General features: G+C 68.9%; 16 protein-coding genes and 3 pseudogenes. 8 read left to right on the top strand and 11 right to left on the bottom strand.

The features are described 5' to 3' along the window. On the top strand, nucleotides 1-649 hold a 649-nt coding region (locus tag AOM46_RS31240), incomplete at its 5' end, for a transposase (protein WP_158920834.1). A 180-nt stretch (nucleotides 650-829) separates the two neighbouring features. Here AOM46_RS31240 and AOM46_RS32935 read toward each other — a convergent pair. Next, a pseudogene (locus AOM46_RS32935) lies at nucleotides 830-1,662 on the bottom strand (IS5 family transposase). A gap of 465 nt (nucleotides 1,663-2,127) precedes the next feature. Here AOM46_RS32935 and AOM46_RS31230 point away from each other — a divergent pair. The 3 genes from AOM46_RS31230 (at nucleotide 2,128) to AOM46_RS31220 (ending at nucleotide 5,423) form a co-directional block, all read left to right on the top strand. Further along, nucleotides 2,128-2,865 carry a hypothetical protein gene (locus tag AOM46_RS31230; RefSeq protein ID WP_158920831.1) on the top strand — a complete coding sequence of 246 codons (738 nt, stop codon included), beginning with the start codon at nucleotides 2,128-2,130 and terminating at the stop codon, nucleotides 2,863-2,865. Between the two features lie 502 nt (nucleotides 2,866-3,367). Beyond that, nucleotides 3,368-3,718 carry a hypothetical protein gene (locus AOM46_RS35775; protein WP_234314161.1) on the top strand — a complete coding sequence of 117 codons (351 nt, stop codon included), beginning with the start codon at nucleotides 3,368-3,370 and terminating at the stop codon, nucleotides 3,716-3,718. Nucleotides 3,719-4,040: 322 nt separating this feature from the next. Further along, entirely contained in the window at nucleotides 4,041-5,423 is a 1,383-nt protein-coding gene (locus tag AOM46_RS31220; RefSeq protein WP_062218310.1) for a RodZ family helix-turn-helix domain-containing protein, read from the top strand. A gap of 69 nt (nucleotides 5,424-5,492) precedes the next feature. Here AOM46_RS31220 and AOM46_RS34480 read toward each other — a convergent pair whose 3' ends face one another. Then, a complete protein-coding gene (locus AOM46_RS34480) occupies nucleotides 5,493-5,867 on the bottom strand; it encodes a hypothetical protein (RefSeq protein WP_158920828.1) in 375 nt (124 codons plus the stop codon). A gap of 158 nt (nucleotides 5,868-6,025) precedes the next feature. Here AOM46_RS34480 and AOM46_RS31210 point away from each other — a divergent pair, with 158 nt between their 5' ends. Beyond that, entirely contained in the window at nucleotides 6,026-6,886 is an 861-nt protein-coding gene (locus AOM46_RS31210) for a nucleotidyltransferase domain-containing protein (RefSeq protein ID WP_062218304.1), read from the top strand. A gap of 67 nt (nucleotides 6,887-6,953) precedes the next feature. On the opposite strand, the pseudogene AOM46_RS31205 reads toward AOM46_RS31210, so the two are convergent. The 4 genes and pseudogenes from AOM46_RS31205 to AOM46_RS35760 all read right to left on the bottom strand — a co-directional run bounded on the left by AOM46_RS31205 (nucleotide 6,954) and on the right by AOM46_RS35760 (nucleotide 10,031). Next, nucleotides 6,954-8,245 (bottom strand): annotated as a pseudogene (locus tag AOM46_RS31205) (IS256 family transposase). Nucleotides 8,246-8,432: 187 nt separating this feature from the next. After that, entirely contained in the window at nucleotides 8,433-9,020 is a 588-nt protein-coding gene (locus tag AOM46_RS35770; RefSeq protein WP_234314160.1) for a hypothetical protein, read from the bottom strand. Between the two features lie 71 nt (nucleotides 9,021-9,091). Continuing rightward, entirely contained in the window at nucleotides 9,092-9,556 is a 465-nt protein-coding gene (locus AOM46_RS35765; RefSeq protein ID WP_234314159.1) for a hypothetical protein, read from the bottom strand. 121 nt (nucleotides 9,557-9,677) lie between these two features. Then, nucleotides 9,678-10,031 (bottom strand): hypothetical protein, encoded by a 354-nt coding sequence (locus AOM46_RS35760; protein WP_062218300.1) that lies wholly within the window; start codon nucleotides 10,029-10,031, stop codon nucleotides 9,678-9,680. 603 nt (nucleotides 10,032-10,634) lie between these two features. Here AOM46_RS35760 and AOM46_RS34475 point away from each other — a divergent pair. Together AOM46_RS34475 and AOM46_RS31190 are read left to right on the top strand one after the other, a co-directional pair. Then, nucleotides 10,635-11,015, top strand: coding sequence for a hypothetical protein (locus AOM46_RS34475; protein WP_158920825.1), 381 nt, complete (start codon nucleotides 10,635-10,637; stop codon nucleotides 11,013-11,015). 55 nt (nucleotides 11,016-11,070) lie between these two features. Then, a pseudogene (locus AOM46_RS31190) lies at nucleotides 11,071-12,547 on the top strand (UvrD-helicase domain-containing protein). A 147-nt stretch (nucleotides 12,548-12,694) separates the two neighbouring features. Here AOM46_RS31190 and AOM46_RS31185 read toward each other — a convergent pair. Further along, a complete protein-coding gene (locus tag AOM46_RS31185) occupies nucleotides 12,695-13,252 on the bottom strand; it encodes a hypothetical protein (protein ID WP_062218297.1) in 558 nt (185 codons plus the stop codon). A 15-nt stretch (nucleotides 13,253-13,267) separates the two neighbouring features. Further along, nucleotides 13,268-15,514 carry a helix-turn-helix transcriptional regulator gene (locus AOM46_RS31180; RefSeq protein ID WP_062218294.1) on the bottom strand — a complete coding sequence of 749 codons (2,247 nt, stop codon included), beginning with the start codon at nucleotides 15,512-15,514 and terminating at the stop codon, nucleotides 13,268-13,270. Nucleotides 15,515-15,741: 227 nt separating this feature from the next. On the opposite strand from AOM46_RS31180, the gene AOM46_RS31175 reads away from it, so the two are divergent. Continuing rightward, entirely contained in the window at nucleotides 15,742-18,177 is a 2,436-nt protein-coding gene (locus tag AOM46_RS31175) for a DEAD/DEAH box helicase (protein WP_062218291.1), read from the top strand. Between the two features lie 268 nt (nucleotides 18,178-18,445). On the opposite strand, the gene AOM46_RS31170 is transcribed toward AOM46_RS31175, so the two are convergent. The 3 genes from AOM46_RS31170 to AOM46_RS32920 all read right to left on the bottom strand — a co-directional run bounded on the left by AOM46_RS31170 (nucleotide 18,446) and on the right by AOM46_RS32920 (nucleotide 21,561). Beyond that, complete coding sequence (locus AOM46_RS31170; RefSeq protein ID WP_234314158.1) at nucleotides 18,446-19,636, bottom strand: hypothetical protein; 1,191 nt, start codon at nucleotides 19,634-19,636, stop codon at nucleotides 18,446-18,448. Between the two features lie 138 nt (nucleotides 19,637-19,774). After that, nucleotides 19,775-20,107: a hypothetical protein gene (locus AOM46_RS35750; RefSeq protein ID WP_062218285.1), complete on the bottom strand. Its 333-nt coding sequence runs from the start codon at nucleotides 20,105-20,107 to the stop codon at nucleotides 19,775-19,777. A gap of 38 nt (nucleotides 20,108-20,145) precedes the next feature. Next, a complete protein-coding gene (locus tag AOM46_RS32920; protein WP_234314157.1) occupies nucleotides 20,146-21,561 on the bottom strand; it encodes a hypothetical protein in 1,416 nt (471 codons plus the stop codon). Nucleotides 21,562-22,229: the final 668 nt, after the last annotated feature.

The raw sequence follows: 22,229 nt of genomic DNA, 5'->3' as shown, positions 1-22,229 counted from the left end.
GGATTCCGCCTACGGCCAGGAGTGGCGCTTTCGCCGCATGCTGGAGGAAGCCGGCGTCGGCTACGTGCTGGCCGTGCCAAAGTCCCACCAGATCAAGTCCCTCGCCGGGATCTGGCGCATCGACCAGCTCATCGCCGACGCGCCCGAGGACGTCTGGCAGCGTCTGTCCTGCGGGGACGGCGCCAAGGGCCCCCGTGTCTACGACTGGGCCGCGGCGAAGCTGCCGGGCATCGACATCTTCGACGGCGACCAGCCCACGCACCGCCGGTGGGTGCTGGCCCGCCGCAGCCTCGCCCGGCCCGACGAGATCGCTTACTACCTCGCCTACGCGCCCGACGGCACCACCGTCGAAGAGCTGGTGCGCATTGCCGGCGCCCGGTGGGCGATCGAGGAAGTGTTCCAGGCCGCGAAGAACGAGTGCGGCCTGGACGAGTATGAGGTCCGCCGGTATCCAGGCTGGTATCGGCACATCACGCTGGCCATGCTCGCCCACGCATTCCTGGCTGTCATCGCCGCGCTGGAAGGGAAAAAGGGGGGTGCGGAAACGGTTCCCGCGCCCTCGTCCCCCTCACCATGGCAGAGATCCGGCGACTCCTGGCAGCTCACCGGTCCCACCCCGCACACCACCGTGGGCTCGATCACACATTGAGCTGGTCCCGCTGGCGAAGACGGCACCAAGCCATCGCCCGCCGCTGCCACTACCACCGCCGCACCCGAAGTCACGAACCCGCTGAAGATAACGGCCCGTTACACCGCTACACTCAGAAATAGGCTCCTGACCAGCAGCGATAGCGAACTGCAACTGGAGTACTAGGTCGTGTCCGCTAAGTCAGGGGAGCCGGAGTGGTAGGCAGGCGATGGTGACCATGGCTTGGTAGTGGGTGGCTCGTTTGTCGTAGCGGGTAGCCAGAGCCCTGTTCTGCTTGAGGTAGCCGAAGCGGCGTTCGACGATGTTGCGGCGGCGATAGTTGGTGCGGTCAAGGTGGCAGGGTTTCTCGCCGCGTGTGAGGTGGCCGTTGATCTGGTCGATGCGTTCGGGAATCGTGCATGCGATTCCGCGTCTGCGTAGGTAGGTGCGGATCTTCCGGGACGAGTAACCCTTGTCGGCGGTGACGCGGTCGGGCCGGGTGCGCGGTCTTCCCGGGCCTGGCCGGGCTACCCGGATGCGGTCCATGACGGATTCGAACTGGGTGCAGTCGTTCGTGTTGCCACCGGTCAGGGTGAACGCCAGAGGGCGGCCCTGCCCGTCACAGGCAAGGTGGATCTTCGTGGTCAGCCCGCCCCGGGACCGGCCCAGCGCCTCACCCGCCCAGAGCCCCCTTTTCGGGCCCCGGCCCCATGTTGATGGACCCGCACAGTCGTGGAATCAACACAAACCAGGGACCAGTCGACCCCACCGACAGCATCGGAATGCTGCTGCACGTGGGACAGGAGCCTGTCCCACGTCCCATCCGCGGACCAGCGACGAAACCGCTCGTACACCGTCTTCCACGGCCCATACCGCTCCGGAAGATCCCGCCACGCGGCACCAGTCGACAACTTCCACAGAATGCCGTTCACCACCTGGCGCCGGTCGCGCACAGGCCGACCCATCCGACCCGGAGCCAGCAACGGAGCGATCAACGCCCAGGACTCATCCGTAAGTTCATGTCGACGCACCACGAACGGAGCAACGAACCAACGACTTTCCGGACACGGCCTAGTGATCGTTTCAGGATTTGTCGCTGTGGTGTAGTGCGTTTCTGAGCTGGTATTTCCGTGGAGAGTGGGAAGCCGGAGGGGCTCCGAAGTGCAGATTTAGTGATCGTTTTGGAATGTAGTGATCGGCGTAGGATTTCTTTTTGCTATGTGGTTCAGGTGGATTGGTCTGTGCTGGTCAGGAGGCTGGCGGGCAGTGCCTGAGTGGTGGCGGCAGGGCCGGCGCCTGGCTTTCCGGGGCGCTGGCCAGGGCTGGCCGAGCTGCGTCGGCCCGCGATGAGGAAGCCCTGTCTTCGACGTACCGATGACGCGGGTCGATCCCGGTCAGGAGGCGAGACTGCGAAGCGCAGTTGGAGCCAACCCGCGTCCGTGGTCTCGTTCGTACCGTTTCCCGGTGGGATGTCAGTGCCCGCTCGTAGTCTTTCCGTCATGACATCAGCGATGCCCAAACGGCCGGTCAGTGAACTCCCGGGCGATCCCGCCCGTCTTCATCTCCACTACGGCCACCGACATCCCGCAGTGCCGTACGACTACGAGGACACCCTGGAACCCTGGCACGTCGCGGTCACTTACGGGACGGCGGGCGACGAGGAATGGGAAGACGAAGAAGAAGGGGGTGGGCACGCTCCGGTTGCGGGCTCCGAGGTCGGGCACCTCATTCTGTGGAGGTTGCGTGACTACACCGGCGACAACCGGTGGGAGGTAGCGGATGCCGAATCCGGCGATCTTGAGGTAGTTGTCTCCGCTGTCCTTGGCCGTTCAGGACGCACGGGCTACAGCGCGGCGTTCGAGAAAGCGGTCACACATCCCGTCGGCGATCTGCTGATTCTCGACCGCGTCAGCCTCGACAAGGCGTGGAGGGGTTTCGGACTGGGTCCGGTGCTGGCCGTCGAGGCGATCCGCCGTCTGTCCGGGGGCTGTTGCGCGGTAGCGGTGTTCCCCGGCATGGGCGAGTACCCCGAAGACCGCGAGCAGGTCACCGAGGCATATCGGCTCCAGGCGAAGAAGAAGATCGCCGCATTGTGGGAGAGCATCGGCTTCCAGCCATTCCGCCGCGAGGTATGGCTCCTGGACCCCGCCCTGCGCCGACCGGAGGAACTCATGCAGGCCCGCCGCGTTCAACTGCGTACGCTCGGCACGGCCTTCCAACAGTCCGGGTCCGTTTGAGCAGCGACCCCGGCGGTGCCGGCGAGGCCGTACGATCCGGCTTTGCCTGCGGGCACCGCATCGCACGGATGACACGAACGGCGACGAAAACAGGCAGAGGGGGAGCGGGGCATCGTGGGGGAGCAGCGGCCGGTGGACGAGGACATCCAGGACGCGTTGGACTGGGCAAGGCAGCGCCTCAAGGAGATGCGGGTCTTCGAGGCGGAGGACGGACTGCGCTGGGCGGCGGCCCACGGGCTCGTCCTGTCCGTGTGGCGCAATGGCCCGATTGAGGACGCGCACGCCTCCCGGCCGACCAGCCGGCGCAAGGCATTGCACGACGGGACGATGTTCGCCCGCAACACCTGGCTCACCCGGCAGGCGTTCGACGTCCTGGGCTCCGACGGTCAGTTCCGTCTCTATGCGCTGGAGGACCTGGTCCTGGACCGGGACACGGTCTGGCCGGGGTGCGAGGGGACCCTGACGGACTTCGGCTGGGGATTTCTCGGGGATCAAGAAGCATGTGAAACAGCGCATCGACATGTTCAGGCACTTCGAGAAGAGACTGCCGCCGGACGACTTCCTTGTCTTTGCCGGCGCTCCCCGGATCGGGACCCACGACGACCACTACGGTATGCCGAGATGGCCTGCCTGCGTGGAAGCGGCGATGGGCCGGCTGCGCGACGAGGACGAGGAGTTCCTGCACGCATGGGGTGACTTGATGACCCGGATCGGCCCCGCTCCGGTCTCCGTCACCGCGGACCTTGAGAGAACCCGGAAACTGCTGCTGGAGTCTCCGTGGGAGCTGGGCGCCAGGGACCTGGGCTGGTTCGCCTGGAATCCGGTTCTGGAACCCCCGAGCACGACAGGGTAGACGCGAGTGGGGTGGTGACGGCCTTGCATGAAGGAGCAGTGACCACTATGCCGCTCTGCTCACACGAGCACGTCGTGTGAGATCCGGTGGGCAGATCTGATACGGAAACGGGACGCGCGGTGGGGCAAGCGCGCGCCTTACGTCGCAGTGACCTGCGGGCGAGCAGTCCACGGGATGGCCGTGGCTTCCGGGCCCACGCGCCACTTCGGTGACCTCATCCGCCGGAGTGCGGGCCGGATGTCGTAGCCCTCGTGCAAGATGGAGACAGCCTCCATGCCATGGTGCGGAGGCAGTTGGGGTCTGCTGCATTCAGGGGGCGTTCGTGTTCCAGCGTCATCTTCACCGTCACGATGACGTCGATCTGGTGATGTCCGCGCTGGGGGACGATCCTCAGTGCCTGCCGGTTCTCATCACATGGGGTGCGGACCTGCGTCATGACGTGGCTTCGTCTCTGCGGGAGGTCATCGCGACCGGCGCCTGGCAGGACGACGCCCATGTACGGAGGGGTTCAGCCCACTGGCGTGAGGGACCCCGCTTCTCCTCCTTCCTCGACCGCGGACTCGAAAAGCGCCGCGACCGCGGCCCCAAGTACGAACACCTGCATGCCGCCCTGCTGACGTTCCCTGAGACCAGGGCCGCCCTCTACCGGGTGCACGCGGCCCAATGCCCGCAGCACTGCCGCACGCAGACCGGCACCTTCTCCGAGGACCGGCACGTCGATGACTACCGGGAGGCACTGTTCGGCTGGTATGCCGTCATCCAGCACGCGCACGCCTGCGTGGTGCGGGCAGCACGGTGGTTCGAGGACACGGATCTTCACGACCCCCGACGCCCACAGGCGTTCACTGACTGGCTGGCCCACACCGGATCACGGCGCGGCCGGCGGGCCGGCGACGGCACGCCGCCCGCCGCCCGCACGGAGGCATTGCGGGAAATCCTCCTGATGATGCAGGCATGGAGCCCCCACACGTTCGAGGCCATCGACGTGGCCTTCCAGAAAGCGGAGGGAGAACGCGCGTTCCATGCCTGGGGCGGCAGCTTTGAGCCCGCCGGCCGGCCCGAAGCCCAGGCCGCCGCCGAAGCCCTCGCGAGCGTTCTTTCCCCACAGGAGCGCCAGCACGTCCGTGACGCCATCGCCGGCATCGAGCCTGACGGCGTTTGGGACCGGGACATGGACCTGGCGAAGGACAGCACGCGGCCCTGTACCAGCGACCGGCACCGCACCTACGGTGCCGAATCCGGCGAGCGTGAGGACTGCGCCACGGCCCGAGGCCGCGTGTACGAAGAGGCATCTCAGCCCTGGAGCGAGGGCGTCGACCGTGAGGCCTCTGCTGCCCGGCTCGCCCGGTTCCTGCTCGGACCCCGTACCGACCGAGTCCAGGCCGCCCTTTCCACGGCCCGCGCAGCCGTTGCCCGGGACACCACCGAGACCGCGCCGCAGGTCTGGCACGACAACGCCCAGTGCCTCCGGGAAGCCCGCGAGGCCGCAGGACTCGACCTCCACGACGCCGCCGGCCACCTGGGCATCAAGCCCGCCACACTCCAGCGCTTCGAACAGGCAACGGGCAAGCCCCCCGGGCGACCGGTCTCCCTCGGCTACCTCCAACTCCTCGCCCTGATCTGTACCCAGGCGGGCCGCACCGCTCCCGCCTGCATCCCGCAGGCCATCTCCCAGTCGGTGAGCTCGCTGCCGACCACCCTGTAGTACGCCACCGCGCCCACATTCCTGCCGTACGCCACCACCGTGTGAGGAACCCGTGTTCGAAGAGGTGCATCACCGGCCCTGCGGACGTCCACCAAGTCCGGTAATCCCTGCCGTGCGCAGTTCTCCGGCCCAGGTTTCGCCTGCAACCTCCACACCACCGACCACGAAAAGGCCTTCGTGGGGGCCTACCAGCAGGGTCTTCAGACCGGCCGGGCGCAAGAAAGAGAGTGGAGACAACGCGCAGAGGCCGCACAGGTCGAACATCTTGAGCGGCAGATACGGACCCTGCGCGAAGAACTCGACGCCAAGAACCGCCGATTCGAGGTCGAGGGCAACCAGGCCGTCACCGTCGACGGCTACGGATACCGCTGGAGGGGCCCCGGCACGCTCGAAGTCGGCGACTGTGTACTCCTGCCCGAGAACTACGTCAGCGCCTTGCGTCATGGCCCGGGCCCCTTTCCCGGAACCGTGACCGAACTGGGCACCACCTACACCGGGACCCTCAGCACGATCATCTCCCGAGCGCCCGCCGCCCCACGGCAGACCGGCTGAAACCACAAGCCCAAGACACCGACAACCGAAGCGACCAGTGGAGGTCTTCCGTGAAACGTGAGCGCGCCACCACGCTCCTGAACGAGATGCTCGACCGCCTGGAGGAGGGAGGCTGGCCCCTGGACCTCGTTGACGAGATCCTCGTCTTCGGCTCCTACGCGCGCGGCGCACTCAACCCCTCAGACGTCGACGTCGTCGTCGAGCACCGCAACGACGACCGCCTCACCTCAGAGTTCCTCCAGGCTCTGTCCTACGGCCGCGATCCCTCCGCGTCGATGAAGCGCGCACTCAAGGGCAACAGCCGCGGCCTGCAGATCCACTTCCGCGAACGCAAGACCCTCGAAGGGGAGGGCTTCGAACTGACCATGCTGTGGACCCGAGGCGAACCCGTGGCCGCCGCCCGTACCCGCCTTGCTGCTATCACCCCGGACCCCGAAGCAGGTCGCGCACCACGCGACCACATGATCGAGGCCTTCGGCGGCATCGACCGCTGGGTCCCGCGCCCGGTCCGCATTGACCTCACTGACCTGGTCGACCGTAAGGCAGCCACCGTTCGGCAACTCCAGTTGCCCGACGCCCACCCCAGCCATCCCGCAGCCCTCGAGGCACTCACCCGCTGGAGCGACACCAGCCCGCTGCGCCGCGCCGCAGCAGCCGTCCTTGCTCACCTCGAGGCCAACGCTCGGCCCCTCGACTCCGTCTACCTCCACGGCGATCCGGTCACCGGTAGCCGCTACGGCGACACGGTGTGGCAGACCGGTGTCGGATTCGAGTGGCGCTACTACCGCAGCATCGCCCACCATCTGCAGCAGGGCACTGACTGGTTCGAGGTCGTCCGCCCGACCCGCACCCAGGCACTGCACACCCTCCACATCACCGTCCAGGACCGTTCTGCCCTGCCCCACTGGTGACGGCACGTCCACTTGCGCGCTGGCTCATCCGGGTCTGTAGAACGAGTGGTGTAACTGGGGTGGTTGGTTAGTGACGGGCTGCGGTGAGGCGGCCGTCGAAGGTGATATCGAAGGCGTTGAGAGCGGTCTTCCAGCGCTGGGTCCAGTGCTTGCGGCCGGTGCGGTGGGGTCGAGGGACATGATGGCCATGTAGACGCATTTCAACGCGGCTTGCTCGTTGGGGAAGTGGCCTCGGGCCTTGACCGCGCGGCGGATACGGGCGCTCACGCTCTCGATGGCGTTGGTGGTGCAGACGATGCGGCGGATCTCGGCGTCGAAGCGTAGGAATGGGGTGAACTCTTCCCAGGCGTTCTCCCACAGCCGCACCACCGCCGGATACTTGCCGCCCCAGGTGTCGGCGAATTCGGTGAACCGCTCCAGCGCGGCCTCTTCGGTCGGGGCGGTGTAAGCGGGGTTGAGGGCCTTGGCCATCTTGTCCCAGTCCTGCCGGGCCGCGCAGCGGAAGGAGGCCCGCAGCAGGTGGACAACGCAGTCTGCACGATGGTTGCCGGCCAGACCGTCCCGACCGCGTTGGGCAGGGCCTTCAGCCCGTCGCAGACCAGCATCAGCACATCGTTGATGCCGCGGTTCTTCAGCTCGGTCAGGATGGCCAGCCAGTGTTTGGCGCCCTCGCCGCCGTCGCCGGCCCACAGGCCCAGGATCTCGCGGGTGCCCTCGGCGGTGACCACCAGGGCCACGTAGATCGGGCGGTTGACGACCGCGCCGTCGCGGATCTTCACGTGGATGGCGTCGATGAAGGCCACCGGGTAGACCGGGTCCAGGGGCCGGTTCTGCCATTCGGCCATGCCGTCCAGGACCTTGTCGGTGATGGTGGAGATCGTCTGGCGGGACCCTTCGGCGCCATAGACCTCGACCAGGTGGGCCTGGACCTCCCCGGTCGTCAGACCCTTCGCGGCAAGGGAGATGACCATCTCGTCCACCCCGGTCAGCCGTTTCTGCCGCTTGCGGACGATCCTCTGCTCGAACGAGCCGTCCCGGTCACGGGGCACGGATATCTCCACCGGACCGACATCGGTCAGCAGGGTCTTGGAACGGGTGCTGTTGCGGCTGTTGCCGCTGTTCCTGCCCGCCGCATCGTGGCGGTCGTAGCCGAGGTGATCGGTCATCTCCCCTTCGAGCGCGGACTCCAGCAGCCGCTTGGTCAGCTGCTGCTGCAGCAGCCCGCCCTCGCCGGTCAGTTGCAGGCCCTCGGCCTGGGCACGGTCGACGAGCTGGTCGATCAACCGCTGTTACCGCCACCGACGGCTGTGGCTCAGCCGACTCGACAGGACTGGTCTTGGACGTGTTCTCGCTGGTCACAGGTGCATCTTCCATTATCGGGATACACCGCTCGTTTTACAGTCCCCGTGGCCCCTACCGTGCTCACCGGTGCGGTGCTTGCCCGCTGCGGTTGAATGTGCGGTGCGTGCCCTGGTGAGCGCTGTGCACGAACGCATCGGCCCGTCCGGCTGTCGGCATCCGCCGATCGCCCCGGGGCGGTAGCGGTTCAGCTGAGCTGGGCTGTTGCGGCGTTGATCTCTTTCTCGGTGATGTTCTCGCTGCCGGTGCGGATTGCGATGACGGCGGCGGTGGAGATGACGTAGGTGAGGGCTTTGAAGTAGCCGCCGGTGCGTTGGTGCAGTGTGGCGGCGTGTTTGCTCAGGGCGTGTTCTTCGAGCCGGTACAGGCTCAGGTCTGCCTCGAAGCTCGCGAGGACGCGCCGGAACATCTCCTGTTCCTCGATCTTGGTGCCCAGGGGCAGGGGGTGCAGCCAGGTCACCGGTAGCAGCGCGGTCGGTGAGGGGGAGACGGGTTGGGCCGGCTGTCCCGCCCGTTCGAGCCGTACCCGATTCTCCTCGCTGACCCGGATCAGGTCTTGGGCCAGGATGCGGGCCTGGTGCAGGCGGTGGCTGGCGCCGGTGCCGCAGAAGACGATGGAGATGCCCAGCTTCTCGCGCAGGTAGTCGAAGTAGGGCAGCACGTTGGCCAGGTGCTGCGGTGAGGCGCGGTTGATGTCGTCGATGAGCAGCAGACGGGTCTGGGCCGTCTCCAGGACGTAGTTGACCGGCAGGGTCACATCCTGGTGTCTGCGCATCTCCAGGACCTCCGTGAGGTTTTTCGGTTCGGGGTTGAGCCCCAGGAAAGAGCTGATCTCCCAGACCCAGTTCACCCTCGGCTCAGGGTCTGCGGGGTGGTGATGTGCACCACCGGGATCGTGTTCTGCTGCCTGCCGTTCGTGGCGGCTTCGATCTCCTTCTGGGCGGTGCGTCCCATCGCCCGCAGCAGGCAGGTCTTGCCGGTGCCCGGGGGCCCGTCGATGACATGGTCCATCAGCCCGTCCCGGCACCCGCTGTTGCGGTGGACCGCCTCGACGACCGTCTCCTGCATGTGGGTCGTCGCGTCGGTGGGCACCATCCGCAGATGCCGGTGGTAGGCGATGGCCTGTTCGTCTTTCTTCCTGCCGGTAGCGGGAGGGCTGCCCGCCGCCAGGACGGGCGGATCCACTTGCTCGTCGACGAAGTGGGTCCAGCCGGTGAGCTGGAACAGCGGCAGAGGCCGCATCGGGGTGTCCTTCAGCTGCTGACGCAGACGGGCTTCACGTTTGGCACGCAGTTCGACGGATGCCTTCATCACTGCTTCTCTCTGGTTACGGCCCTGGCTCTCACCGGCAGACCGGCTCCGGGCCGGGAAACCTGTCCGCCCCCGGGGCCGGCTTGCGGCTGCATGGTTCACGGCCCCGGTCGACGGTCGCCTACATCTCCCATACGTCGGCCTCGGCCTCGTCACCGTCATCACCGTCCGGATCGAGGTCGTCGAGGAGTTCCGCCTCGACGACCTTGTAGGCAGCCGCAGGTGCTCCGGCTGCGGAGGCGTCCGGCGGGCTGCCGTCGCCGTCGTCGGGGAAGAGCGCTGCCAGCGGATGCGGAGCCTGCCCGCTGTCCGAGGGCCGGTCCGCGCTGCCCGTGCCGGCGGGCAGCACCGGCGGCGCGGGCACGGGCGCAGGAGCCAGAGGAGAGATGGGCAGCGCCGGGTAGGGCCGCAGCGTCGACAGGTCGAACTCCTCCAGACCCGCGTAGGGATCTTGGGACGGCTGTTCGGTCTCCAACTCCAGTCCTTGGAAGGGCGGTTCGGCCCCGGTGCGCTTGGGCGGCGGCCTGCGACTGCGCCGACGCCGGTCGCGCTGCGCCAGGGCCAGAGCGATCGCCTCCTCGTCCTGTTCGCTGCCGCCGGCCGCACAGTGCCGCTCGGCGTACTCCTGTCACATGTCCGCGGTCCACGGGTCGGTGAGCAGGTGCCGCAGCCGGAAGTCGCACGTCACCCAGGCGCCCGCCGTATGGTCTAGAGCCACACCCGCTCGGGACGGTAGGGGTTGAAGCGGCATTCCCACTTGCCCCCTGCGCCGGGCAGCTTCGAGCCGCCCGGCGGTGGGGCCAGGCCAAAGAGGCTGGCTACGGAGCCGGAAGGCGCAGGCGGAGCGCCGCTGCCGAGCTCGCGACGACTGCCTCCCGAACTCGTCGGCATCGCTGTCCGGCCGCCGTGGGCGCATCCGAAAGTCGTCGACGGCTGCTGTCGCAAGTCATCGAGAAGGCCACGGGCCGCTGCGCGCCGCCTCAGACTGCGATCTCGCCTGTGGGCAGCGCACGGGGTTCTGTCACCAGGTCGTGTCGTGTCTGTCTGGCGTGGGCGGGTTGAGGGAGCGGGCGGCGTCGTGCAGGACGTCGATGGCGAGCGCTTCGGTGCGATCGTGGATGGCGGGTTGGGCGGCCATACCGATGAGCGGGGCGAGGTGTTCCATGAGGCCGTCGGTGATGCGGTAGATCTCTTCCTCGTGCTCCAGGAGGCTGCCGGGCCGGTGATGGTGCAGGTTCAGCCGTCCGTCGAGGGCGGCCGGGGCGCTGACCCATTCGTCTGGCCGGGTGACCTGAGCGGCCCGGCGCCGGTTTCAGCGGCGTGTCGCCTGCCATCGTCCCCCCATGCCTTTGCCTACGCCCTGCCTTCCATTGGCGATACCCCGCATGCCGCGCCCTGTATCGAACGAGGTTATGAATGCGACTTCAGCCTCGTGCCATCTGGGTGCCAGGACTGCTGAACCCCTCGTGCGTTTCCCTAGTCCACCCCTGCGATTACTCAAGGGCCCAAGAGTGTTGGAACCCACCGATGAGCAGGCTGCCGCCGCTGACTCCTTCAGCGCGGGGGAGCACCTGGTTCTCCAGGCCGGCGCGGGTACGGGCAAGACCACTACGCTGGCGATGCTGGCCGCCGCTACTCCCCGCCGCGGCCGCTACCTGGCCTTCAACAAGTCCATCGCGCAGGCCGCGGCCGCGGTCTTCCCCCGGACGGTGGCCTGCAAGACGGCCCACTCCTTGGCCTTCGCCGCTGTCGGTCACCGCTACGGTGATCGTCTGAACGCGCCGCGTGTCCCCAGTTGGAAGCAGGGCCAACTCCTCGACCTCGTCCAGCCGGTGACCGTCGGCGGCCGTTCCATTTCCCCAGCCGATCCTCGCCTCCGTCATGCTGCGTACGGTCACCGCCTTCTGCCACTCCGCCGACGCCGCCCTCCAGTCCCACCACGTCCCGCACCTGCGCGGTCTGGAGTCCCCCGAACGCCACAGCCATCTGGCTGAGGCTGTCTTGCCCTACGCGCAGAAGGCCTGGGCTGACCTGCAGCACCCTGACGCCGGAGTGGTGCGGTTCACCCATGACCACTACCTGAAGATCTGGGCCCTGTCGGAGCCCGTCATCGATGCGGACTACCTTCTCCTCGACGAGGCTCAGGACACCAACCCTGTCCTGGAGGAGGTCTTCACCCGGCAGCGTGACCACGCCCAGCTGGTCATGGTCGGCGACTCCGCCCAGGCCATCTACGGCTGGCGCGGCGCCAAGGATGTCATGACCGACTTCAAAGGCACTGCCCTGACCCTCTCCCGCTCCTTCCGTTTCGGCCCTGCCCTGGCCGAGGAAGCCAACCGCTGGCTCGCCCTGGTCGACGCCCTGATCCGCCTGACCGGTACCGACGCCATCCCCACCTGCATCGGCCCCCTGGAACAACCCGAAGCGATTCTGTGCCGCACCAACGTCGGCACCATGATCGAAATCATGAACCTGCTGCCCACCAGCCGCAGCGTCGCCCTGGCCGGCGGCGCCGAACCTCTGCGAGCCCTGGCCCGCGCCGCACACGACCTACAAAACGGCCGCCGCACCACCCACCCCGAGCTCCTGCTGTTCGAACGCTGGGGCGACCTGAAGGAGTACGCCGAACACGATCCGGCTGGCGGCGACCTCGCCCCGCTGGTTGAGGTTGTCGAGCGGCACGGCACCCAGGCCATCCTTGCCGCCGTCGACCAGCTCGTCCCCGAGCAGTACGCCGATGCCACCATCTCCACCGCCCACAAGGCCAAGGGGCGCGAGTGGGCCACTGTGCGGATCTCCGCCGACTTCATCCCCGAAGACACCGGCGAGATGGACGAAGACGGTCGCCCCACCATTGCTCCCATCGACCCCGACGAAGCCCGTCTGGCCTACGTCGCCGTCACCCGCGCCCGCCATCACCTCGACATCGGCGGCCTGGCATGGGCCGCCTCGAGAACCCGGCTTGGCACCGCCGAAGAACCAGCGGCGTAGGGCGCCCCACTACATGGGAAGAGCTGGTCGTCAGACCGGCGAGACCATCGTCGAGTTCCTGGCCCTTCACGAAGGCCGGCAATCCATCTGTGGCCATGGCCAGCCAGGAATCGGTCATAGACCCGTTGTCGCACTCCCTGGGTGCGCTTACAGCTCGAATTGGAGGTCGAGGATGTCGGTGAGTTCGACTTCGAGGCCGTGGGCGCGGCGGCCGTTGTCGCGGAAGTAGACCTCGCCCAGGGCTTCGGCGGCGATCTGGCGGAGTCGGTCTTCGTCGGCGCCGGTTTCCTGGGCTTGGAGGAGGCGTGCGGCGTGGTGGGGCGGCAGGGGGAGGGTGAGGTGGCGCACGCGGGCCTGGTCGGTGGTGCCGGGGGCGGCGGTGTAGCCGAAGCGGGCCTGGACATCGATCATGATGCCGCCGGTGGTGGCCGCGGCCTGTTTCGCCTTGGCCCTGATCTGCGGTTGCCAGCGTGCGCGGACTTCGCGCTCCAGGCGGTCGGCGAGCTGCGGCCGGGGGGTTTTGATCTGGTTGTTCACATAGCGTTCGACGGTGCGCTGGGTGATGCCGAGGAGTTCGGCCACGCGCCGGGTGCTGCGCCGGTGTTGTCGGACCAGGTAACGCATCTGCGCCCCGGCGGACTTGGGGACGGGGCGGGTGAACGCGCCGCGCACCGCCTTGTCGAGTTCTTCTCCGACGGTGACCATCGCCTGTGACGCTCCCTATTCTCCGGTGTCCCTGGTACTGACCTCGCCGGTCTTGATGTAGCGGGCGAGGTTGGCGACATGGCCGTCGGCGCCGAGTTGTTCGAGTACGTCCGCGCCCCACAGCACGCTCTGGGTGCCCTCGTGCTTGACCATCCCCGGCGAGACTCCGAGCCGGAAGCTGCCCGGTACGGTCTTGCCGGCGTCGTCGTGGGGCAGGACGTCCAGGGGGCTGGGGCCGTCGGCGGCGTAGACGGCGCAGTCCGAGAGGACCGCGACCGGGTAGCGGCCGGTGGCAGCGGCCAGGTTGAGCATCTTGCGGTGCATGTTGATCCGGGCCCGGGAGATGACGGTGGCGCGGATGTCGGGGCGCCACGTCGGGCGGGCCAGGGCGGGCCAGGCCTGCCCTGGCTTCCAGCCGCCGCCGCGGGCCTTCTCCTGCAGCTTGCCGATGCCGCCCTTGACGGTCATCTTGACGGCGTCCACCACGATCGCGAGCTCCGGATCACGCTGCTTGTGGCCGCCCATCGCCTCCAGGAACTCCTGCGGGGCCAGCTTCTCGCCCACACCGAGGTCCGCCATGGTGGCGACGTAGGCGTCGCGCAGCCGCTTGTACCAGCCGTCCAGGAACCGGCCGCCCTCCGGGCGCACCCAGGCCTCGACCGGGGCGACGTCGTAGCCGAGCTCGACGGCGTACGCCACCGTCGGGGTGGCGTACCAGGCCGGACCGGTGGGGCGCCGGCCGGTCGGCGTGAACGGGCTGGGCAGCAGGCCTCCTTCGAGCTGGCGCCACCGCTTGCCGACCTTCGCTCTGGAGAGGTCGACATGGGAGAGGTCGACCAGCCAGGAACCGGGCATCGCTGGGTCGAAGACCGGGCTGGTGACGTGCACGGGCGGCGAGGCCAGTCCGAGGACCGCGCCGTTGGCGGCCGCGCCGAACGCCAGGTTCACGTCGATGCCGACCAGGTAGCGCCGCATGCACTCGGCGTCGGTCAGATCCCGCGCCCAGTCGTACGCCTCCTCGAACAGCCGCTCGCCGGGGCCGCGCACGTGGAAACGGGGCAGGTCGGCCAGAACGGGGTGGCCGTCGGTCGCCTCGCACGGCGCCGGGTCCATCGGCCGCGCTCCCAGCGATCCGGGCCGGTGCTCGGAATGCCGATGACCCCCGGCGTCCGGCTCGCTCGCGCGCGTCGGCGGGCTGAGCGCGGTCATCAGCTCCAGCCCCGTCACGGCCGTCGAGCCGACCGGCGTCATCACCCGCTGCGCGTACACCCCCAGCACCCGGGCGAGTTCCGCCGGCTCCAGCCCGGCGGCACGGCCCCAGGCACGGTCGTCCAGAGCGCGCCAGGAGGGGACGCACAACTGCACGCACTGCCGGCGGCTGCCCTGAGCGGGGCGGTAGATCCGCGCCCACGGCCCCAACCCCCGCCGGGTGAGCTGCCAGTGCGCGCGGTCGAGCTGCTTGACGACCTTGTGCCCCTCGGCCAGTCGCCCGGCGAGCCGCTCGGCCTCCGACAGCGCGGCAGGCAGGCCGTAGCGCTCGCACGCCGCCTCGGTGAGCACCAGCAGCGGGTCGGCGTCCCGGCCCGAGCCGTGCAGCCTCTGGGCCCCGAGCTGAGCCTCTCGCAGGGCCCACTCGACCAGCGCGGGCAGCGACTTGGCGGGCACGTCCAGGATCAGCCCGCCGATGCCGTAGCCGGTCACCTCGCGCTCGGCGTCGGCGTCGAGGACGAGCAGCGGACCGTGCGCGTACGGATCGCCGGGGGCGGGCGCGCGGGCCGGGGCAGCCCTCTCCGTGCCCGGACGACGCGAGGCGGGCGAGGGCCGGACGGCACGCGCCGGACGCGCTGCGGCGGCCGGCACGGGAACCGGCCCAACGGATGAGGCGGTAGAGGACGCGGCCACGGCCACAGCACCCGAAGCCCCGCCCGCGGGTCCGGCCTGCACGGTGGGGTCCGGGCTGCCGGACGTCGTCGGCGCCGAGGCGTCCTTCCTCCGCGGCGCGGCGGCGGCGGCGCCGTCGGGGGCGGGGTAGAGCCGCGCGAGCTGCCCGAGCAGGCGGGCGTACGCCTCCCGCTCCGGCGGCCGCGGCTCGCTCTTGCCCGACTCCCAGCCGCTGACGGTGGCCCGCCGTACGTCCAGGGCGCGGGCCACCTCGTCCAGGGTGAGTGCGTGGGCCTGACGCAGCCGCCTGCGCTCCGCCGGCGGCGGCAACGCGGACCGGGATGCGACCAGCGCGTCGACCGCGTCGAACAGCTCGGACATGAGACACCTCCGCCCTCACCTTACCCCACAACCGTACATACCCCGTACGGCACACGTAAAAACAGCGCCCATATCGCGTACGAATCAGGTTTGGGTAGTAGAGTGCTCGACCGGTGAGCCCCCTCTTTCCAGCCCTCTCTTTCCCGCGGGTTCACCCTCCCCGGCCGGCTGCCGCCCGCAGGCCGTCCGCCCCCAAACCCAGGAAGCAGGAAGAAGGAACAAGCTGTATGACCATGGCCGCACCCCGCGCACCAGGCCAGCCGGAGAAACGGCCACTGTTCGCCGACCAGGCCGAGGCCGTCACACGACTGGCACGCCACCTTCGGCGCACGGGCACACGGGCGCTGTACGTAGCGGCGACCGGGACCGGGAAGACGCTGGTGTCGATCCGGGTGGCCGACGAACTCGACGCGCGACTGGTGCTGTTCGTCGTCCCTACCCTCGATCTGGCGGCGCAGACCGCACTGGCCTGGCGCCGGGACGGCCACGGCGAACACATGGTGATCGTCTCCTCGATGGACGCCGCCGGCCGCGACGACCTGGTCGCCGCACGCGTCATGTCGACCACCGACCACCACACGATGGCCGCACTGATGTCGGTGGTGGGACAGGAGCCGGACCAGATCCCGGCGCTGACGGTGATCTGCACCTACGACTCACTGAACAAGATCGAACAGACCCGGAACACGAAATACGCCGTGCCACCGTTCAACCTGGCGGTCATGGACGAGGCCCACCGGATCGCCGGCCGCGCCGACAAGAAATGGGCGACCGTCAACGACGCGAAGCGCATCCCGGCCGACCGCCGCCTCTACATGACCGCCACCCCCCGCGTCTTCGCCGCGCCGGAACTGGCCGAGTCCGCCGACACCACCCGCCCACGCCGCCGGCACCCCACCGGGCCGGACACGGACGTGTTCACCAACTCCATGGACAACGAACAGGTATACGGAAAGAAAGTCTTCGAATACCCACTCGCCCAGGCCGTTGAAGACGGCCGGGCGGCGGACTACCGCATCGTGGTCCCCACCCTCACCGACACCGACCTACGCCGCCGCCTCAACCTCCCCACCCCCACCCCCAGCGCCCGCTCCGGCGATACCGGCGACGAGCCCGACAACGCGCTGCGCACCACCGCCCTACACCTGGCCGTGCTGCGCGCGATCACCGAACACCGGCTGAAGAAAGTGCTGGTCTACTTCAACCTCGTTTCCGACGCCCGCCGCTTCGCCCGCGAACTGCCCCACACCCTGCGCCTACTGGCCAAAACCAACCCCGACCTGTGCCCCGACACCACCCCCGAACTGTTCTTCGCCCACGGCCAGCACACCCCCGCCCAACGCGCCCGCACCTTCGCCGACTTCGCCGCCGCAGACTGCGCGATCCTCGCCAACGCCAAACTGATCGCCGAAGGCGTCGACATCCCCAACATCCAAGCGATCGTCTTCGCCGACCCCACCCGCAGCGTCGTCCGCTGTGCCCAGGCCCTGGGCCGCGCCCTGCGCCTGGACGTCTCCGGCAAGACCGCCTCGCTGATCGTCCCGGTCTACATCCCGCCCGGCGCCAACGGCCAGAACATCCTCGGCACTCCTTACGAACCGGTGTGGGCGATCGCCACCGCCCTGGCCAGCCACGACCACCGCATCCTCGAGCGCCTCCCGGACAAGGCCAACCGCCTCCCGAAAGAGACCAGCGACGTCATCGAACGCCGCTGGCACTTCGACTTCACCGTCCACCCCGAGCGCATCGCCCAAGCGATGGACCTGGCCTCCTTCGACCCCCGCGACCCGGCCACATCCCGCTCCCGCCGCCTGGGACTTGCCGCCGCCCAGTCCTACCACGACCACTACGGCCACCTCGACGTCCCCGCCGAACACACCGACCCCACCGGCTACGCCCTGGGAACCTTCATCACCACCATGCGCGACGCCCGCAGGGCCGGCCGCCTCGAACCCGAATGGATCGCCGAACTCGACGCACTCGGCATGATCTGGGACAAACACGACGCCACCTGGCGCGCCCGCCTCACCACCGCCGCCCACTACCACGCCGCGCACGGCCACCTCGCCGCCCCCTCCACCACCCCCACCGGAGCCTGGCTCGCCGAACAACGCCACCTCGCCACCACAGACCAACTCGCCCCGGAGCGCGCCCGCGCGCTGACCGCCCTCGCCCCCGACTGGCGCCTGCCCCACGGCGCGGACTGGCACCGCAAATACCACCTCCTGCGCGCCCACCTCGCCGACGGAACCGACCCGGCCGCCCTCACCCGCGACACCCTCCTCGGCAGTGTGAAGATCGGCTCCTGGCTCCACCGTCAGCTCACCGTCTGGCCCGCCCTCCACCCCGGCCAGCAGCACCTGCTGGCCGCCCTCGGCCTGACCCCCGACAGCAACCCGCTCACCCCCGCCCGCCGCACCCGCCGCACCTTCCCCCAAACCGTCCAACTCCTGGAACTCTTCCTCCACCGCGAAGGCCGCGCCCCCACCGCCCGCGAGACCATCCGCGTCGACGGCGAGACGGTCAGGATCGGCGCCTGGCTCGCCAAGGCCCGCACCAAGCACCGCGCCGCCCAGCTCCCCGACAAGCACGCCCGCCTGGTCGCCGCACTGTTCGACGGCAACTGGACAGACGAGAACGCCGCCCCGGCCACCCCGATGTAGAAAACCCACCAGGCACACCACCAGCCCGGCTCCCCACACCCTCCCGCACCCACCCTCTGGACATGGGGATGAATGAACAGCTGTCAGCTCGCCGCGCGGGGCAGACCGCATCTGCGGCCGTTTCGGGGAGGGGCTGCGACCCGGGCCGGTGCGTGGTCGGCACGCTCGGAGCCTGCGACCGCAGAGTGACTGAAGTCCCCATGGTGCGCCGCGCAGTGCCGCTCGCGACTACCCCAGGCCGCACGAGTCCGCGCCCCGGGGCCTCTGGTTACAGTGTCGGCTTCTCATGTCGTCCGAGGAGTTCGGTGAAGAACTCCTCCAGGCGTCGCTTGCCGTCAGAGCCAGCGAGTTCCCAGCCGCCGAAGCGGTAGATCTCGTACCCGGCCAGCCTCAGCCTGCGGTCCTCGGCGACCATCTCCGCGTACAGCCGCGGCACGGCGGTGTGGGTGACCCGTCCCTGTTCGTCGGGCGGGTTCGGGCGCCCGTAGTGCTGGACGCCGTCGACCTCGATGACGATGCGGGAGCGGTCCGGGGCTAGGAGCAGGAAGTCCATCCGCTGCCGATGCAAAGCCCCGGATTGCTTGCCGCTGCGCCGGGTGTAGGGGGCGTAGTGGAGGTAGACCTGAGGGATCAGCGCGGGCAGGTCGAAGCCACCTTCCTCGGCGTAGCGGGCGCAGTAGGTGCGCATGAGCAGCTGCTCGGGCCATGAGTCCAGCGACCGGTACAGACGCCGGTACAAGCTGTTGGCCGCCGTCTTCTCGTCCGCCTGCGGCTGGTGGTTCTTCGTCCACCAGGCGACCATCTGCCGCCAGGTGAGCCCGTGGGGCGGCAGGGGGTCGGTGAACACCAGACAGCTGTCGGCGTGGCGGACGATCTCGACGTCGTTGTTCACCGCGTCCTTCAGTACGATCTCCGGCTTCGCCCCGTCGGCGGCGAAGATGAGGTTCTTGAAGCTGCCCGAGGGCCCCTTGGTGAACCGGCGCTCATACTCCAGCTCCTGCAGTTCCTCCAGCGCGTCGCGGGTCGGGCCGAGGATCTGCTCGATGCAGTCGCGTCGCGCCTGCCAGCTGCCGCGCATGTCGTTGTCGCGCCAGTAGGTGCCGAAGCCGCGCGGCCCGTCGAAGGTCCGAAACGGCCAGGTGGGCGGCTTGAGAGCGAGGCGCTCAAGGACGGCGCGGTGTGCCTTGATGACCAGGGGCACGTTCTCGTCGTTCAGGTACCTGCCCTTGCCGTCGGTCCCGTGGGAGACGAAGTCGTGGTACAGAAGCCGGGTCAGCGCGATCGCCACGTCTAGCTCGCCGCGACCGGCCGGCGGACCGAACCGCAGCGACTCGACCAGCTCGATGTTGAGCACCCACGGCTCGGCCCAGCTGTCGCCGCTGCTGAAGAACGCCTCGATGTCCATGCTCCACCCCTGTGATCCGTCCCGGCGGGCCAGTTCACCAGATGCCGCTGACACGCCGTCACCCGTTCCTCAGCCCCGCGTCCCGGCCGACGGCAACCTTGCGGCCGCAGGGTTCGAAAAGCACAGGCGGCCCGCACGGCTCCTGCTCCATTCCGGCGAACCGGTGGTGGCCTGCCAGAAGGTCTCGGCAGGTCACCACAAGTCCGCGACGCCCGCAGAGGTCAAGAGAAGCGCACGGGCTCGGAGTAGGTGGTGAAGAACCGGTCGCCGGTGAGCTTGTGGTGTGCGAGCTGTTCGCGGACGGCCTGTTCGGTCGTCCAGCGGTCCGGGCTGCTGGCGCGCGGCTGCGTAGCTCGTCACGGCCTCCTTCAGCTTGCCGAACAGGGCCTGAGTGACGACGCGCATGTCCGCCACCACGGTGGCCTTGGCGTCGCAGACCCGGCTGGGATGCAGCATGACCGGTAGGGCATCCACCTCCGGGTTGTGATCGTTGAGCCAGCGGACGCTGCCGCCGAGCTGGTCCATGTCCTTCTTCGCGATGGTGTCGGTGGCGCGCCCTGTCTTCAGCTCGACGACCGCCTGCCGCGCCGCTTGTCGTTCAACGCCCCGGCCAGGGCCTGCTGGGTGGCCACGCGGCCGGTCAGATGCAGGTAGGCGGCCTTCTGCTCCCGCAGCCAGCCCCGCAGCACAGTGTCGCGGTTGCCGAGGTCGTTCGCCGCCTTCTGCACCCGCTCCACCGCGGCCGGGGTACGGCCCATGGCCGCGAGATCGAACGCCTCGCGCAGCGCCACGGCCTCGCCTCGTACCGTCCCGTGCTCGGCGTAGCGCACATCCGCCAGCGCCCGCCGGCTGCGCTCCCGCCACTGTGGTACCCGCCCCAGGCAGGCTCGCAGCGCCTCCCGCACCGCATTCAGCCCCTCGCCCTTGATCTGGCCGGCGATGTCCCGGCTCAGCTTCAACTGGGCCTGCGTCGCGGGGGAGAGCAGGGCCAAGCGCCGGGCGTCGTTGATTGCCACGGCGAGGTTCGCCCCCAGCAGCAGGACCGCGCAGTAGTCCTCGCCGTCCCGCACCCCCCGGCCCATGCCCTGCTCGATCCGCTGGATCTCCCGGGCCAGGCGGACGGTGCTGTCGGCCAGCGCGACGGCCTCCCGCCGCTCCACCCCGTCCAGCGGCCGGGGGATCCCGTCGAGGATCAGCAGACGGCACGCGCCGGCCGGGAGGTTGACGCCGTCGTACTTGTTGACCAGCACCACCACGTTGACCGGATCCGTCTCGGCGAGACTGTCGCCGTCTTGGTCGCCGTCGGCGAACTGGCGGGCAAGCACACGCACGGCCTCGTCATCCAGCCCCGGATTGAGGGCGCGGGGAGCCAGGATCATCCGCTCCCCGAGGTCCGACGCACTGCCCGGCGTGACGGGCTTGGCGACGAGCTTCGGGTCGGCGCCGAAGTCGGTGACCAGGGCACTGTCGTCGGCGAGCATCGCGGTCAGATAGACCCTGCGGCGGGCCCGCACGAACGACGGGATGCGGTCGATCGGCGCGGGCACGAGGGCCTGATCTCGATCGCCTTCGACGTCGCGGTGCACAGATGCAGCACCTCGGCGAGCAACGGCCACACGAACATAAAAACCTGCTCCTCCCGATGCGGGCGCAGGATCTTCAACACCTCCTCGCGCTTGTCGACCCACGCCCAGAACGGGACCGGCGCCAAAGCGGTGGGGTCCTGCCGACTTGCCGTTGATCAGCTTCTGGTAATTCGTCACCAGCACGGCCTCGGCCGACAGGAACGCCGGCTCGTACGGATCGTCCGTGGTCGCCATATCGAGCCTGGCGGCTTCCTCGCGGACCTGCTTGACCAGGTAGTTGTCCGGAGTCAGGTACACGGCCTTGCCGATGCCCTCGTTCAGGGTGCTCTGCGCGCGCACGCGGCGCTGGCGCGGACCGAGGACCAGTTCCGACTGCGGGTGCCCGCCGGCCACGAGGCGTACGACAAGCTGCTGAAGCTGTTCGAGCAGGTCAGGTGGGGAGGATGGCGCGATGGCACTGGATTGGGATCGGCACAAGGGGCAGCGAGGCGCTGCTGCGGCCTCGGGACATCTACGCGGGGCTGGCCAGCCGGCCGTGGCCGTATCTGCGGCATGAGCAGGGCGAGGTGCTGGACACCTGGTTCGATCACCGGCGTGATGACCGTGATGTGGTGATCAAGCAGTACACCGACGGGGGCAAGACGGCACCTTGTCCTCGCCATCGCAGGCGTCCTTCACGGCGCCTGGAGAGCACTCCTGATAGCCCTTCGCACAGCCGTCCGCTCTTCTCTAAGCCCGGGAGGCACACCCCCAGAATCCGGATTCCCCGAAAGTTCTCCCCGAAGGAAACACCCCCGCCAACCCTCCTGCAGTGAGCTGCCCCGCGAAGCGGGCCGGCGCGCAGTGGACGGACCCAGGGCCCTCGGAACCCCAGGGCTTGCGGTTGAGCCTGCGTCAGCAGGCTCACAAGTCCCTGGAGCGCAGCGGAAGGGATTCGGCTCGAAGCGCAGCGAGAGCTGCGCTCTCTCCGCGCAGCGGAGAGAGCATCACTTCGTTTCCCCTGCGCGCAGCGCAGGGGAACTCTTGGACCCTGCGCAGCAGGGTTCTACCCGCTCCGCGGG

It is taken from the genome of Streptomyces sp. NBRC 109706 (genome assembly GCF_000974485.1).
GTDB lineage: Bacteria > Actinomycetota > Actinomycetes > Streptomycetales > Streptomycetaceae > Streptomyces.
This window is presented reverse-complemented; position numbering and strand designations above follow the sequence as displayed.

Excerpts from the sequence above, each read along its gene's own strand:
- AOM46_RS35770 (WP_234314160.1), bottom strand. The coding sequence starts at position 9,020 with ATGCGCAGACACCAGGATGTGACCCTGCCGGTCAACTACGTCCTGGAG.
- AOM46_RS31230 (WP_158920831.1), top strand. The coding sequence starts at position 2,128 with ATGACATCAGCGATGCCCAAACGGCCGGTCAGTGAACTCCCGGGCGAT.
- AOM46_RS31185 (WP_062218297.1), bottom strand. The coding sequence starts at position 13,252 with ATGGTCACCGTCGGAGAAGAACTCGACAAGGCGGTGCGCGGCGCGTTC.
- AOM46_RS35765 (WP_234314159.1), bottom strand. The coding sequence starts at position 9,556 with ATGAAGGCATCCGTCGAACTGCGTGCCAAACGTGAAGCCCGTCTGCGT.
- AOM46_RS31175 (WP_062218291.1), top strand. The coding sequence starts at position 15,742 with ATGACCATGGCCGCACCCCGCGCACCAGGCCAGCCGGAGAAACGGCCA.
- AOM46_RS35750 (WP_062218285.1), bottom strand. The coding sequence starts at position 20,107 with ATGGACCAGCTCGGCGGCAGCGTCCGCTGGCTCAACGATCACAACCCG.
- AOM46_RS31180 (WP_062218294.1), bottom strand. The coding sequence starts at position 15,514 with ATGTCCGAGCTGTTCGACGCGGTCGACGCGCTGGTCGCATCCCGGTCC.
- AOM46_RS34480 (WP_158920828.1), bottom strand. The coding sequence starts at position 5,867 with ATGACGCAAGGCGCTGACGTAGTTCTCGGGCAGGAGTACACAGTCGCC.